Source organism: Niallia sp., assembly GCF_031978665.1.
Lineage (GTDB): Bacteria > Bacillota > Bacilli > Bacillales > Cytobacillaceae > Niallia.
Genome location: NZ_DALZDK010000017.1, coordinates 29,305 through 44,510 on the forward strand (window position 1 = coordinate 29,305; position 15,206 = coordinate 44,510).

At 36.1% G+C, this 15,206-nt stretch carries 14 protein-coding genes; 13 read left to right on the top strand and 1 reads right to left on the bottom strand.

Annotation, left to right across the window (positions count from 1 at the left end; genetic code table 11):
• Positions 1–11: 11 nt before the first annotated feature.
• The 5 genes from RTL21_RS10980 (at position 12) to RTL21_RS11000 (ending at position 5,742) form a co-directional block, all read left to right on the top strand.
• Positions 12–656 carry a ThuA domain-containing protein gene (locus RTL21_RS10980; RefSeq protein WP_312095926.1) on the top strand — a complete coding sequence of 215 codons (645 nt, stop codon included), beginning with the start codon at positions 12–14 and terminating at the stop codon, positions 654–656.
• A gap of 125 nt (positions 657–781) precedes the next feature.
• On the top strand, positions 782–1,867 hold the full coding sequence (locus tag RTL21_RS10985; protein ID WP_312095927.1) for a Gfo/Idh/MocA family protein: 1,086 nt from the start codon (positions 782–784) through the stop codon (positions 1,865–1,867).
• A gap of 123 nt (positions 1,868–1,990) precedes the next feature.
• On the top strand, positions 1,991–3,541 hold the full coding sequence (locus RTL21_RS10990; protein ID WP_312095928.1) for a glycoside hydrolase family 43 protein: 1,551 nt from the start codon (positions 1,991–1,993) through the stop codon (positions 3,539–3,541).
• A 283-nt stretch (positions 3,542–3,824) separates the two neighbouring features.
• Complete coding sequence (gene iolG / locus RTL21_RS10995) at positions 3,825–4,865, top strand: bifunctional inositol 2-dehydrogenase/D-chiro-inositol 1-dehydrogenase (RefSeq protein ID WP_312095929.1); 1,041 nt, start codon at positions 3,825–3,827, stop codon at positions 4,863–4,865.
• 28 nt (positions 4,866–4,893) lie between these two features.
• Positions 4,894–5,742 (top strand): sugar phosphate isomerase/epimerase family protein, encoded by an 849-nt coding sequence (locus RTL21_RS11000; RefSeq protein WP_312095930.1) that lies wholly within the window; start codon positions 4,894–4,896, stop codon positions 5,740–5,742.
• 88 nt (positions 5,743–5,830) lie between these two features.
• Here RTL21_RS11000 and RTL21_RS11005 read toward each other — a convergent pair whose 3' ends face one another.
• Entirely contained in the window at positions 5,831–6,316 is a 486-nt protein-coding gene (locus RTL21_RS11005) for a GNAT family N-acetyltransferase (RefSeq protein ID WP_312095931.1), read from the bottom strand.
• Between the two features lie 252 nt (positions 6,317–6,568).
• Between RTL21_RS11005 and pxpB the strand changes: the two genes are divergently transcribed.
• The 8 genes from pxpB to RTL21_RS11045 all read left to right on the top strand — a co-directional run.
• Positions 6,569–7,324, top strand: coding sequence for a 5-oxoprolinase subunit PxpB (pxpB, locus tag RTL21_RS11010; RefSeq protein WP_312095932.1), 756 nt, complete (start codon positions 6,569–6,571; stop codon positions 7,322–7,324).
• Positions 7,321–8,325 carry a 5-oxoprolinase subunit C family protein gene (locus RTL21_RS11015; RefSeq protein WP_312095933.1) on the top strand — a complete coding sequence of 335 codons (1,005 nt, stop codon included), beginning with the start codon at positions 7,321–7,323 and terminating at the stop codon, positions 8,323–8,325. Before pxpB ends, RTL21_RS11015 begins: the two co-directional genes overlap by 4 nt.
• Before the next feature lie 388 nt (positions 8,326–8,713).
• A complete protein-coding gene (locus tag RTL21_RS11020; RefSeq protein WP_312095934.1) occupies positions 8,714–9,592 on the top strand; it encodes an AraC family transcriptional regulator in 879 nt (292 codons plus the stop codon).
• Positions 9,593–9,872: 280 nt separating this feature from the next.
• Entirely contained in the window at positions 9,873–10,832 is a 960-nt protein-coding gene (locus RTL21_RS11025; protein WP_312095935.1) for a carbohydrate ABC transporter permease, read from the top strand.
• Between the two features lie 33 nt (positions 10,833–10,865).
• A complete protein-coding gene (locus RTL21_RS11030; RefSeq protein ID WP_396954439.1) occupies positions 10,866–11,708 on the top strand; it encodes a carbohydrate ABC transporter permease in 843 nt (280 codons plus the stop codon).
• Between the two features lie 30 nt (positions 11,709–11,738).
• On the top strand, positions 11,739–13,106 hold the full coding sequence (locus tag RTL21_RS11035) for an extracellular solute-binding protein (protein ID WP_312095937.1): 1,368 nt from the start codon (positions 11,739–11,741) through the stop codon (positions 13,104–13,106).
• A 120-nt stretch (positions 13,107–13,226) separates the two neighbouring features.
• A complete protein-coding gene (locus tag RTL21_RS11040; protein ID WP_312095938.1) occupies positions 13,227–14,279 on the top strand; it encodes a Gfo/Idh/MocA family protein in 1,053 nt (350 codons plus the stop codon).
• Positions 14,280–14,492: 213 nt separating this feature from the next.
• Positions 14,493–15,206 (top strand): sugar phosphate isomerase/epimerase family protein (locus RTL21_RS11045; RefSeq protein ID WP_312095939.1); only part of this gene is annotated, 714 nt, incomplete at its 3' end.

Sequence of the window (15,206 nt, forward strand, 5' to 3'; positions counted from 1 at the left end):
AGTGCAATACTATGAGTACATCCATATTAGCTATAGTTGGAGATTACTATCATCCAAAGGAAGCTATACTACAATCTTTAGAACAAGTATTATCTGCTCACGAGAAAATAGAATTAGAGATAGGTAATCCCCATCACTTATTGGAGAAGCTTGCAGAAAAACCTGATGTAGTTATACTATTTTCCGAAAATCGAGTAAATCCTACGGATGATAATGTGCATACGTGGATGACGGAAGAAATTGCTGATGCCATTATTCAATTTGTGGAAAGTGGCGGAGGCTGGCTGGCATGGCGTTCTGGATTGGCTTCATACGAAATTGATAGTAATTATGCGAAGATGCTTAGAGGATATTTTAAATATCATCCAAATCAGCATCAAATTGTTCACTATTCAAATACAACAGATAATGACATTCTTTCGTCTGGAGTATCTTTTGATTTGTTGGATGAACATTATTTCGTTCATTGTGATACAGACCAAACCACTGTATTTCTTCAGGCTACATCCGTTAACGGGCAGTCTATTGCAGGCTGGTATCATACATACGGGAATGGAAAAGTTTGCTGTTTAACACCTACCCATAATAAGGAAGGTTTATTAGATCCAGCTTTTATAGAAGTACTGGAAAAATGTGTGATGTGGACGTCTAGTTAATAGATATCGAAGCTAGTTGAAACACATCTACTCTATAAAAGAGGATTAGGACGAAAAGGATTGTCTATGAAAGTGCTCGAACAAACGAAATATATGAATCTGACAAAATGTAAGGAGGATATGTAATGTCCAAAAAAATAAAAGTAGGCATTATCGGTTGTGGCGGAATCGCAAGAGGAAAGCATCTTCCAAGTTTAGCTAAATTAGAGACAGTGGAAGTGGTAGCTTTTTGCGATATTATTAGGGAAAGAGCGGAAGAAGTGGCTGCTGAGTATGGAGGGAAAGAGGCAAAAGTATACGAGGTGTACAATGACTTACTAAAAGATTCATCCATAGATGTCGTCCATGTATGTACCCCAAATAAATATCACGCTGAAATTACGGTTGCAGCATTAGAAGCTGGGAAGCACGTAATGTGTGAAAAGCCGATGGCGATAAGTTCAGAGGAAGGTCGCAAAATGGTAGAAGCAGCCAAAAGAACAGGCAAAAAACTAACCATTGGCTATCAAAATCGTTTTCGTCCAGACAGTCAATATTTACATAAATTATGCTCCAATGGAGATCTTGGAGAAATATATTATGCAAAAGCACATGCGATTCGGCGCCGTGCTGTACCAACTTGGGGTGTGTTCTTGGATGAAGAAAAACAGGGGGGAGGTCCTCTAATAGATATTGGGACACATGCGTTAGATTTAACTTTATGGATGATGAACAATTATAAGCCGCATGTAGTGATGGGATCCATATTTCACAAGCTAGGTAAGAAAGAAAATGCAGCGAATGCTTGGGGATCCTGGAATCCAGATGAGTTTAAAGTAGAGGATTCTGCATTTGGTTTTATAAAAATGGAGGATGGTTCTACCATTGTCCTTGAATCAAGCTGGGCACTTAATACCTTGGATGAAGATGAGGCGAAATGTACTCTTTGTGGGACAGAGGGTGGAGCTGATATGAAAGATGGTTTACGAATAAATGGTGAAAAGTACAGTAAGCTATATACGGAAAAAATTGAGTTAGAATCGGATGGTGTTGCTTTTTTTAGTGGAACAGGAGAGAGTGAAGCAGATTTAGAAACAAGACTATGGATTGAAGCAATCATAAATGATACTGAGCCAATTGTGAAGCCAGAAGAATCTTTAGTCGTAACTGAAATTTTAGAAGCAATATATCAATCTGCTGAAACTGGTGAGCCTGTATTCTTAAACAAATAATAGATGAGAAATTTTCCAGTTATAAAAATAATTCAAAAACGCAGTGAATACTATTATTCATATGCGTTTTTTTGGCAAGGAAGAAAATTACTGCTGTCAAAAAGCAAAGAGAGGAATTGAGATATGAGTAATCATTATCAATCTGAAAGTTTTCAGTCAAAAGAGCCCCTTACCTATGAAAATCCTATTCTGCAAATGGATATTCCAGACCTTGATGTTATTAGGGTAGGGGATACTTATTATATGTCTAGCACAACCATGCATATGAATCCTGGTGTGCCTATTATGAAATCAACGGATCTTTTGCATTGGCAAATTGTTAATTATGTCTATGATATTCTAGCATCAAATGATGAACAAGAGTTAAGAAATGGAAAAAGCGAGTATGGAAAAGGATCTTGGGCAAGTTCTCTTCGCTATCATCAAGGAATTTATTATCTAGTAGTGGGGTCTTTGGCGACAGATGAAACGTATATTTTTCAAACAGACGATATTGAAAACGGAAAATGGAAGCGTTCTGTTTTAAATAGATATTACCATGACATGTCTCTATTATTTGATGATGATAGCCGTGTTTATTTAGTTTATGGAAGTGGAAATATCCGAGCAATTGAATTAACAGAGGATGCTACAGCGATTAAAGAAAGAGGACTAAATAAGGTTATCATTCACAATGCTAGTATAGTAGCAGGTGTGAAGGAAGGGGAAGGATTGCTAGCGGAAGGAGCCCATATTCAAAAAATAAATGGTTTCTATTATATTTTTACCATTACATGGCCAAAAAATGGACATCGCACACAGCTAGTGCATCGAGCAAGTGTATTTGATGGGGATTATGAAGGTAGAATTGCAGTGAATGATCCAACTGGAATAGCACAAGGAGGAATTGTTGATACGCCTAACGGTGACTGGTATGGAATGTTGTTTTGTGATAATGGAGCAGCGGGGAGAATGCCTTGTTTAGTACCAGTTACTTGGGTAGATGGCTGGCCAATATTTGGAGAGAATTGCAGAGTTCCTAAACAGATTCCTATACCTGTTCATCAACAAATAAGCAATAATTATCTTGTTTTGTCAGATGAATTCAACTATAAAAGCAATTCCCTTGGCTTAGTATGGCAATGGAATCATAATCCAGATAATACAAAATGGTCCCTAACGGATCGACCTGGATATTTACGGTTAATAACAGGAAGTATTTGTAGTCATTTAGAAGAAGCAAAGAATACACTTACACAAAGAACCTTTGGACCTGAATGCTCTGGAAGCACCGCGGTGGATGTTAGCGGAATGAAAGATGGCGATATTGCTGGGTTTGCTGCTTTTCAAAAGGATTATGGATATGTAGGTGTACATGTAATAGATAACAAGAAATTAATTACAATGGTTAGCTCAAGCTCAGGATCACCTGAGATAATAGAGTCTGTTCCTTTAGATCAAGATAGAGTCTATTTTAGAATTGACTGTGATTTCAAAGAAAAAGCAGATAAGGCATATTTCTATTACAGTTTGAATGAAAAGGATTGGAATAGAATTGGTAAGGAACTGGGAATGAAATATAAACTAGATCATTTTATGGGATATCGATTTGCAGTATTTAATTTTGCTACAAAGGAAATAGGTGGCTTCGCTGATTTTGATTACTTTAGGATAAATGATGATGAGTTGAATTAATTGAATAATATTATTGTTAACGGAAGAGTGCTCGATTATTAGAGAGACTCTTTCTTTTTTTATTTAAGCTCCTATTATTCTTTGATTCATAAAAGGTGCAAGAGGACTAACTAGAGATGCTCAAAAAAAGAGAACAGAAGAACAGTACCTCTATGTCCAATGTTTGTAGAAATATGTCTCTTGGGTAAAGATGACTAACATAAATAGCTATCTTCTTGCAAAAGGCTATGAATCATATTGGAGACTAATTGTTATATACGAATAAAGGAGTGTAATAGAAGATATGACATTAAGAATTGGGGTAATTGGAACAGGTGCAATTGGAAAAGAACATATGAGAAGAATCACAAATAATCTATCCGGTGGAAAGATTGTTGCAGTGACAGATATAGAGGAAGCCACTGCGAAATCTGCGATAGAACAGCTTGGATTAGAAGCAATGATTTTTCCTGATGATAAAACACTGATAGCAGAGGGAAATGTTGATGCAGTGTTAGTAACAAGCTGGGGGCCTGAACACGAGAAGAGTGTAGTTGCAGCTATCGAAGCTGGAAAATATGTTTTCTGTGAAAAGCCACTTGCTTCGACTATTGAAGGATGTATGCGCATTGTCGAAGCAGAAATGAAAAACGGAAAGCGCTTAGTGCAAGTAGGGTTTATGCGCAGATATGATAGTGGGTACGTACAAATGAAGGAAGCTATTGATAATAACTTCATTGGTGAGCCGTTATTATTGCATTGTGCGCATCGAAATCCAGAAGTAGATACCAGTTATTCGACTGACATGGCCATTACCGATACGTTGATTCATGAAATAGATGTCTTGCATTGGTTAGTGAATGATGACTATAAATCAGTTCTAGTTACTTTTCCTAAAAAAACGCGTTACGCACATGAAGAATTAAGAGATCCTCAATTGGTTATTTTGGAAACAAAAACAGGGATTGTGATGAATGTAGAAATCTCTGTTAATTGCCAGTATGGCTATGATATTCAGTGTGAGGTAGTAGGGGAAGACGGAATCATTAAATTACCTGAGGTGCCAAGCATATCCTTCCGAAAAAATGGAACATTTAGCTCCAATATTTTAATGGATTGGAAAGAACGTTTTATGAATGCCTATGATATGGAATTGCAGGATTTTATCGACTCTATTAAAAAAACAGGTGAACCTAATGGACCAACAGCATGGGATGGCTATATTGCTCAAGTCACCGCCGAAGCTTGCCTTAAAGCACAAAATTCAGGAAAAAAGGAAGATGTATTTTTCTTAGAACAGCCTGACTTTTACAAGAAAGGTCTTAGCCCAGCAATGTTTGACTAGTAGATACGAAAAAAATGGAGGGGAAATGATGAAATTAGGAATGAATCAAGGAACTACTCTCGAAAACTCCAGTCTAGAGCGTGATCTTCACTTATTAGAGAAGTATGGCTACGATTATATTGAAATTCGTTCGATTGATAAATTAAAGGAGTATTTACAAACACACACTATCAATGACTTAATAGAATTTTTTCAAACACATCACGTAAAGCCATTATCTTTAAATGCGCTTGTTTACTTTAATAACCGCACAGAGGAAGAATATAAAGCGTTACTGGAAGAATATAAAGAAATGCTTGAATATGCGAAAGTATTAAATATCGATCGTATTGTGGTTGTTCCATTGGTATCGGAAAAAAAAATAGTACGATCGGTAATCAAAAAAAGCTGTGTAGAAGTATTAACCGAGTTATCCGATTTAGCAAAACCCTATGGAGTAAAGCTAGCGCTTGAATTTATTGGTCACCCACATGCAACTGTTAATACACTAAGCTTTGCTAATGAAATTGTAGCAGAAGTCAATCGTGAAAATGTCGGAATCGTATTTGACACTTTTCAGTTTTATGCGATGAATTCCACATTAGAGGATCTGAAAAATACGGATTTCTCCAAAGTGTTTTTGTTTCATATCAATGACGTAGAAGATTTCAACCCAGGAATTATGCTAGATGAGGATCGTGTTTATCCTGGCGATGGAGTGATTGATTTACATAATATCCTTACCATAATAAAAGAAAAAAGATTCACGGAGCATGCTTCTATTGAATTATTCAGACCAGAGTATTATCAATTAGATGCTGAAGAGGTGGTGAGAACAGCTAAAGAAAAAACATTTAAGGTGTTAGAACAGTTTTTCTCAGTAGAAGAGAAGAAGTGAACGGAGAAGGGAATTCTAGTGTGAAAAGAAGGATATACCATTTGTAAAGTGATAGGACACTGATTTTATAAATGGTGTATCCTTCTATTTATTTCAATCGTTTGTTCATATTAAACCATTGAACTCCAGCATGCTGGGAGTCGGCAATTCCTTGATTTTCATAGCCATTTTTCTCGTAAAAAGGAATTAAATTTTTTTTGCAAGTAAGAGTGATACTGAATCGCTCCTTGTTTATTGCTGCTTTTTCTAATTCCTTTAGTAATAAACTAGCAATTCCTTTTCTTTGGTAATCAGGATGAACAGCAATTCCTAAAATGGTTTGATTGCCGCCTTTAGGTGGATTAGGGGCAGATACTTCGAATAAATCATCGGTAATAAACGGTGCTGTAGTAACAGGTCCGTTTACATAGCCAATTACAATGCCATTTTCCTCGATAATAATAAAACTATCAGAAATAGTGCTAATTCTGTTTATAAAAGCGTCTTTCGTTGCAGCTTCAGCTGGGCTAAAGCCGCTATTTTCTATCTCTAATAGTTGAACTAAATCATTATGTTGTGCATTTCGAATGATCATTTGTATTTCTCCTGTTCTATGTTTTAAGAAATCATTTCCATTCCGCTCTTTTCTTCATTCATATTCTTATTTTAGGTTTTATTTTGTGTGTTTTTCAATAGAAATCCATTAATTTATTAGAAAATTAAAAGAGTCGCCACTAAAAGAAGAGTTGATTAATCTGAAAATATAGAATTTTTCCAATGAAGCATGTTAAGATTATTTATATAAAAAAGGAAATAAAATTACAATGGAATATAGGAGAAGAAAGCGGTGAGTTTACTGATTGATGCATCAAAGCTTGAACATAATATTTTGATAGAACCGTTTGGGGATTCAGCTATTGTCGTTCGATTTGGAAATAAGATTGATTCAACCATCCATCAAAAAGTACAGATGCTGGCTAATTATCTAGAAAAGCATCCTTTTCCTGGATACATTGAATGTGTGCCTGCTTATACAAATGTGACAGTATATTATCATCCATTTATTATCTATGAATCTTATAAACAAACAATTAATAACTTGTCTCCCTCTGCTTTAGTCAAATCGTTCCTAGAAGAGATTATCGAACAGCTTGAGGAAGAGGAAAAGAGGGAAAACTGTATCGTTGAAATTCCTGTATGCTATGGAGGAGAATATGGTCCGGATATAGAGACAGTTGCAAAGCATAACCATCTTACGGTAGATCAAGTTATAGATATTCATTCCAATGGAGAATATCGTGTCTATATGATTGGTTTTGCCCCAGGATTTCCATTCTTAGGAGGAATGTCAGAAAAAATCGCTGCACCAAGGCGAGTGACACCTAGACATTTGATTTCTGCCGGGTCTGTAGGAATTGCTGGAGTACAAACAGGTATATATCCAATCGCAACACCTGGAGGCTGGCAGCTTATTGGGCAAACGCCATTAAAGTTATTTTTACCGAATAAAAATCCTCCTAGTTTGCTTCAAGCTGGAGATATCGTGAAATTTGTCCCCATTTCAGAGCAGGAATTTCTTTATCAAAAGGAGGAAACCGAATGACAATCACGGTAGTTAGTTCTGGAATGCTTTCAAGTATCCAAGATTTGGGGAGGTATGGATTCCAGAAGCATGGTGTGATTGTTAGTGGGGCGATGGATACCTATTCTCTTAGAATTGGTAATTTAATTGTTGGGAATCAAGAGGGAGAAGCAGGCTTAGAAATTACTTTGTTAGGTCCGACATTGAAGTTTGAAAAGGATGCTCTTATTGCTATTACTGGCGGAGATCTGTCTCCAGAAGTAGAAGGGGAGCAAGTTCCTATGTGGAGACCTATTCTAGTGAAAAAAGGAAGTGTCTTGAAATTTGGAAAAATAAAGTCTGGATGTCGTGCTTATCTTACTATTGCAGGTGGTTTTGCCATTCCTGAGGTGATGAATAGCAAAAGTACCTATTTACGTGCAGGGTTAGGGGGATATGAAGGAAGGGCGCTGAAGGCTGGAGATAAAATAGAGACTAATTCTATCTCCGATTATTCTTTAAATCTATATAATAAACTCAAAAAGAAAGATACTGATCAACCCTTTATTACAACGAGCTGGTTTGTGGATTTCAACAAGTTTATTACATTGTCCAATGAACATACGATTCGAGTTATCTCAGGAAGCCATTTTTCTATGTGCTCTACTAATAGTCAGAAAAATTTCTATGCTGGGAAATTTACTGTTACTCCACAGTCTGATCGGATGGGATATAGATTAAGTGGACCAGAGATAAAGCTAGATGAAAAGTTTGAGTTGCTTTCAGAAGCCGTAACAGTCGGAAGCATTCAGCTCCCGCCAGATGGTAATCCTATTATTCTCTTGGCAGATCGACAGACAACTGGAGGATATCCGAAAATTGCGCAGGTAATATCAGTGGATTTATCTTTATTAGCACAGATGAAGCCTGAAGGGGAAATTTGTTTTCAGGAAATTTCATTAAAGGAAGCTGAAGCTTTATTGATTGAGAGGGAACAACAAATGAGAGAGCTAGAAATTTTTTTGAAAATCAAACAGAGCTAAAGTTTTATTTACATGTAAAGAATGAAGTATATTACCCATTTATACATATTTCGCTTCATATGAGTTTACGATTAAATATTGGGAATTTCACGTTTTCTCAATTCTAATTTGGTTAAGGCGATATAATGATGTATGGAAGTAATGAAATGGTCCGGAACAAAGATCAGCTTAGCTGGTCTTTTTTTTATCACTCGAATGGCAAAATTTCTATATTAAAATCAATTAATTTTTTTGTAATTTTAAAAGGTAACAATCATAAGAATAGAGAATAAATAGGATGAAAAAATAAAAGGCAAAATGAAAGGAATGTAGGTAAGGGGCTTCGTTTGGTTGTATAGCAAGTTGCTAATTGATTATTTTGAAAACGCTTTAGACAGGAGGGTTAAAGATGGCTGAAAAAATATTTGCTGGCTATCGTTTAGTCGATAAGGTGGAAACTTATGAAGATTTTAGTTACCACTCCCATGATAAGTATGAAATTTACTATTTTCATGGAGGCAAATGTAAATATCTAATTGGTGACCATATTTATCACTTGCAAGAAGATGATTTAATTATTATGAATGGATTAACGTTGCATCGAGCATATCCAGAGCCAGGAATTTCTTATGAGCGAAGTGTTATTGAGTTTTCTTCTGAATGGCTACGACCGATTTTAACGAATTTAAATGTTCCGGAATTGTTAGATCCTTTTAATCAATTGAGCAATACTTTATTCCATATAAAAGACAAAGAAAAATCAGCAGAAGTGAAAGAGTTAATAAAGAAAATGGCAAAGACAGTACAAACGTCTAATCAAGAAGATAAATTGGGAAATCGGTTGAAAAATGGCGAATTAATAATGATGCTGGTACAGCTTTTATTTAAGATATTTGATGTGAGTAAGCAAGAGCTTCAAAATAATGCCCCTGTCGAATCAGATAAGAATATCCATGTCAAAAAAATGATTGAATGGATTGATAGAAATTTTTGCAATCCGATTACTTTGGATGATATTGCCTATCATTTAAATATAAGTAAGTATTATATGTCTAGAATCTTTAAAGATGTAACAGGGTATACGATTATGCAATATATCATGAGCTGTCGAATAAACCGTGCTAAATATTTGCTGGAGATACATCCAGACAAATCGATTCTTGAGGTATCTTTAGAATCAGGATTCGAAGACTCCTCACATTTCAGTCGTTTTTTTCGAAAACAAATGAAACTTACTCCTACCGAATATCGCAATAGCAAAGCAATCCGTATGAAAAATACGTACTAAAAAAGTTGTTTCTCCAATACTATCACTACTTCAATTGTTTAAAAGAGCAATAGAAAACAATTTCTTCTTCATATTACACAATTATATACACGTTAAATAAATATAACTTTTATACAATGGAATTAGAAGTGACCTAACCCAGTCCTTCATTAGGAAAAAGGGTGGTGTTAGGTAATAGAATGGGAGTAATAGAAAGAAATAAGTTGCTTTCTTGTGAAAATTCCCATTAAATTGAAAGCGTTAACATATCTGGAGGTAGGTTAGACAGAAAACGAATCCATTGAAGAAAGGAGATCCTATGGAAAATAATCATGCTTCGACGACTGAAACAAATTTGAAAACGAGTATTTATTCAGAGTCAGCCAGGAAGAAAAGTAAAAAAAGAACAACAGAATGGACATGGTATCTTTTTTTAATTCCAAGTTTTTTAGGGATCTTGCTATTTATGGTTTATCCAGTTTTAGAATCCTTTAGATTAAGCTTTTTTAAATCTAACGGAACCATTGAGACCTTTACTGGACTAGACAACTTTCGAACCGTTTTAAAATCAGGACCTTTTTGGAATGCTGTTTGGAACACTTTCTTTATTGGAATTTTTCAAGTTATTATTACTATCCCATTAGGTTTTATTTTTGCTACATTAATTAACACTATTGGAAAAGGAAAAAACTTCTTTAAAGTCATCTACTTCTTGCCAAATGTTACTTCCATTGTTGCTGCGGCAATGATATTTCAATTTGTCTTACATCCAGAAATGGGAATTGTGAATTTTGTGCTTGATTCAATCGGATTGCCGACTCCAGGTTGGTTTTCAGAACCTAGCACTTCAAAATGGGGAGTTATATTACTCGCAGTTTGGCACTGGATTGGTTTTGTTATCATTATTTGTCTTGCTAATCTTCAAGCAATTCCATCTGAAATGTATGAAGCTGCTAAAATTGACGGAGCTAGCGGATTGCAGCAATGGCTGTTCATTACAATTCCCAATATGACGGGAACATTTGCTTTTCTACTGATTACTGGTTGGATTGGCGCGCTTCAAAGGTTTAATGAGGTGTATGTAATAGGGGGACCAAATGGAAGCCCTGCTCGCTCTATCCAGACAATGGGAGCATTTATATATGAGCGTGGTTTTACAGGCTTTGAATTTGGAATCGCATCGGCTGCCACCTATATTATGTTCATTATTATTTTAATATTTACGTTTATCAACCTAAAAATGTCGAAAATGAAAATTTAACCATAGGGGGGGAGGAAGACGGTGAAAAATAATATGTCCATGAAGAAATTGGATAAAATCACATCCATTATTAAATATATTATTTTGTTCTTTTTTGGGATTGTCCTAATGGCGCCATTTGTATGGATGATTAGCGTTGGATTTGATCGTACGGCCAATATTGTAATGCCTTTTCCACCTCGATTAATACCAGAGACCATTTCATCATTCAATTATGGCATCGTTTTTGAAAATGGGAGACTCATCCAATCTTATATAAATTCAACCATTGTGACTGTAAGTTCTGTTTTCTTAAGTGTATCAGCATCCTTATTAGCAGGGTATGCGTTCTCTAAGGGAAAATTCAAGGGGAAAAGGTTTTTATTTGTTATTGTTCTTTGTACATTAATGATCCCAATGGAACCACGGTTAATCCCTTTATATACTTTATTTAATAATTTTGGTCTATTAAATACTTTTTGGCCATTAATTCTTCCATCAATAATTAGTGGAATGCTCATTTTTTTATGTAAACAGTTTTTTGATCAGCTGCCAGATACATTAAGAGAAGCAGCGCAAATTGATGGAGCCGGGGAATTTAAAATTTTCTTCCGTGTATACTTGCCGCTTGCAGGCCCTATCGCTGCAACGATGGTCATTTTGTCTTTTATATGGAGCTGGAATGATTTTATGTGGCCACTAGTTGTTATTAATGATTTAAACTTGCAAACGATTCCTCTTTATTTAGCAAGTTTCTCACTAGAAAATGGTTCTAATTTAGGAGGATTAACGATGGCGCTTGCTACCGTGAGTGTATTACCAATTGTCATCGTGTATTTGTTCTTACAAAAGTATATTATCCAAAGTATTGCATTAAGTGGGGTAAAGGGTGAATAGTAGATATTCAAAAAAATTGGGGGTTAGAAAATGAAAAAAGGTTTATTTTCTAAGACGGCTACATTTACTTTGATATTGATGCTGTTAATAAGTGCTGCTCTGGTAGGATGTTCCTCGAAATCAGGGGGTTCCTCAAGTTCAGATAAAGATGGAGAATGGGCAGGGCAAGAAATAACCGTTATGATGATTGGTGATTTTGCGATGGAAGACAAGACAGATCCGATTACTGGTGAGTCAGCCAAGGGGGTAAAAGTGCTGAAGGACGAATTTGAAAAGCAACACCCTGGCGCATCAGTGAAATTTGTTCTTATGCCATGGGAAGGATACACAGAGAAAACACAGGCGATGATTACATCAGGAGAAGCAGATGTTTATCAAATGCCTGGTGTTGCTGATTTTGCTCCTCAAGGTGTGTTGGAGCCATTACAACCATGGATTGATAAGGATCCGGAATTTAATTTAGATGTTTTTATCGACAATCAAGTGGAAGGTTGGAAAGCATTAGGTCCAGATAGTAAGGAGTTAGATATTTTCGGTCTTCCATTTTTGGGAGATGCACGTTTTATCAGCTATGACAAACAGTTATTTGATGAATGGGGAGTAGAATATTTATCTGAATACCCAACTATCGAAGAAGTAGCAGAAAAAGCGAAACAAATGACTGGGAAAAATCCGGTAACAGGGGAACAAAACTATGGTATTTGGTTCCGTGGAGACTGGTCTTCCGCCTTCACTTTAGTGGATCTAGCAGAAGGGCAAGATGGACAGTGGGGAACAGGATTCGCTTGGGATGAGGTCAAATTTAGTTTTAATTCAAAAGAAATGTTGAACGGATTAAATTGGCTGTTAGATATGCAAAACTATGCCCCAAAAGGCATTGTTAGTAACCAAGGAAATGAAAAATGGCTGACTAAGGAGAATAATATTGCCATTATGTTAAACCAGGGACCTGGGGACACAGTGAAGCCGGCTTATGCACAAGGTCTTGGAGATCGAATTGGTATTTCGCAAGAATTTAAAAATTCCGATGGTAAGGGCGGTTTATTTGCAGGAAGCCCAATCACGATTGCGAAAGATAGCAAAAACAAAGAGTTGGCATGGGAATGGCTTAAATTCGCAACAGGTGATTTTGTCCAAAAATATGTCTATGAGGAACTTGGTTTAGTGCCGTCAGTGAAATCTGCAACGGAATGGGATAGTGTGAAGGAGCAGCCATTAATGCTTCCTGTGTTTGAAGCAATGTCCACACCGGTAACACCAAGATATCCATGGGGATCCTCTCAGCCACGTTATATTTTAACATCTGAAATCGAAGCAGCATTAACGGGAAAAAGAAGTCCAGAAGATGCTCTTGAAAAAGCTCAGAAGGAAAGTACAGAGTGGGTGGAAAATCGGTAAAAACTAGATTTTTGACCTAAACCATATGACGCAGACTGTATATACATTAATTTCGATTAAAGTGTATGCAGTTTGCTTGTTAAAAAATAAAGCTTTAAAAAAAAACGAGGAGAGTGTTTTATGTTAAAGATAGCTGTGATTGGTCTCGGTGATATATCCAGTATCCATCTCTCTGCTATTCAAGCAAACTCAAAAGCTAAGTTAGTAGCAGTCTGTGATATTGATGAGTCACGTAAGGAAATGGCTCCTGGAGTAAGTTTTTATAGAGATTATCAAGAAATGCTAGAAAAGCAAGCATTAGATTGTGTACATATTTGTTTACCACATTATCTCCATTATCCTGTAACGAAGGCTTGTGTGGAAAAAGGAATTCATGTCTTTCAAGAAAAACCCTTGGCTTTAAATGCAGAGGAAGGCCTTGAATTAGTAAAGCTAGAAGAAGATAACCAAAAGGTGAAAATATGTGTATCCTTTCAAAATCGCTTGAATGAGACAGTTGAAAAATTGCAGAACATAATAGATTCAAATGAATTTGGAAAAGTGATTGGGATAAAAGGAATTGTAACCTGGGCAAGACCTAAGTCTTATTATGACGAGAAACCATGGCGAGGCAAACTGGATTTGGCTGGTGGAGGAGTCATGATCAATCAATCCATTCATACCTTAGATTTGATGCAGCTGTTTGGAGGGGAAATAGCAACGATAAGAGGAACGATTGAACAGCTTCTTGATTATGGGATTGAAACAGAAGACACAGCTGCAGCTAATATTTTATTTGCAAACGGAGCAAAAGGTTTCTTTTTTGCGACCATTGCCAATGGAAATAATTCAAGTGTAGAACTACAGATAGTCTTTGAGAACCAAAAATTCACCATTAAGGACAATATCTTAACGATGCTTGACGAAAATGGCCAAAAAGTAGAAGTGGAAAAAGACACGAAATTGGATGGTTCTAAATTCTACTATGGGGCAAGTCATATAAAACTGATTGATACATTTTATACGTGCATTTTAGAAAATAGCCAAGACTATATTCATGTGAAAGATGCACTTCCTTCCTTACAAATGATTGATGCAATCGTCCAATCATCAAAAAGCAAGCAGGAAATTAGGTTTGATGATATCCCATTTTCCGGCTACCGGAAGGGTTATAGGAATTTGGGGGATATGTGAGCGTTCAAAGGAAGAAATATAAATGGAATGATATTTGTTTTATTGTGCATTAATGAGCAAATAGAGTGTTTTTGTAAGTGGTTCGTTTAGACAAAAGCAATACGAGTAAAAAATTTGTCCAGAATGAACAATATAAGATAATGTCTTTCCAAACAAACCGCTTAATATAGAATTATAGACTTTTATTTTTATATAACAAGGAGAGAGAGTCCAATGGAAAATAAGTTTGCTGCACAATTATTTACTTTAAGAGAAGAATTAAAAAGAGGGATTGCCCCTGTATTTAAAGAGCTGAAAGAAATGGGCTGGGCCGGTGTTCAGCTGTCTGCATTGCCTTCTGGCTATGATCCAGTCGAGGTAGCAAAAGCTTTACAGGAAAATAAACTGGGAACGGCAGGGATACATGTCTCCATCGATCGCTTAGAAAATGATCTTGACCGAGTGATTGAAGAGGTAAATCTATATAACACAAAGGATATAGTTTGCCCATTCTTACCTGAGGATGTAAGAAACAAAGATGGTTATGAGAAGGTAAAGACCCTTTTGAATGAAGTGGCGAAGAAGGCACCAGAATTTCGTATAAGCTATCATAACCATGCATTTGAATTTGATACTCAAATAGAAGGAAAATCAGCGTTGGAATACTTAGTAGAGCCAACAGACAATAATAAAATTTTTGCGGAAATAGATGTGTTTTGGGTGAAAAAAGGTGGGAAAGATCCCCTAGAGTTTATCAAACCATATGCAAATAGAATGCCAATCATTCATTTAAAAGACATGACCAATGATGAAAGACAAACATTTGCAGAAGTGGGTACGGGCGTAATCGATTTTGTCCCTATTCTAAATTGGTGTGAAAAATCCGGAGTAGAATGGTATGCAGTAGAACAAGATATTTGTCCTGGTGACCCAATGGATAGTCTACAA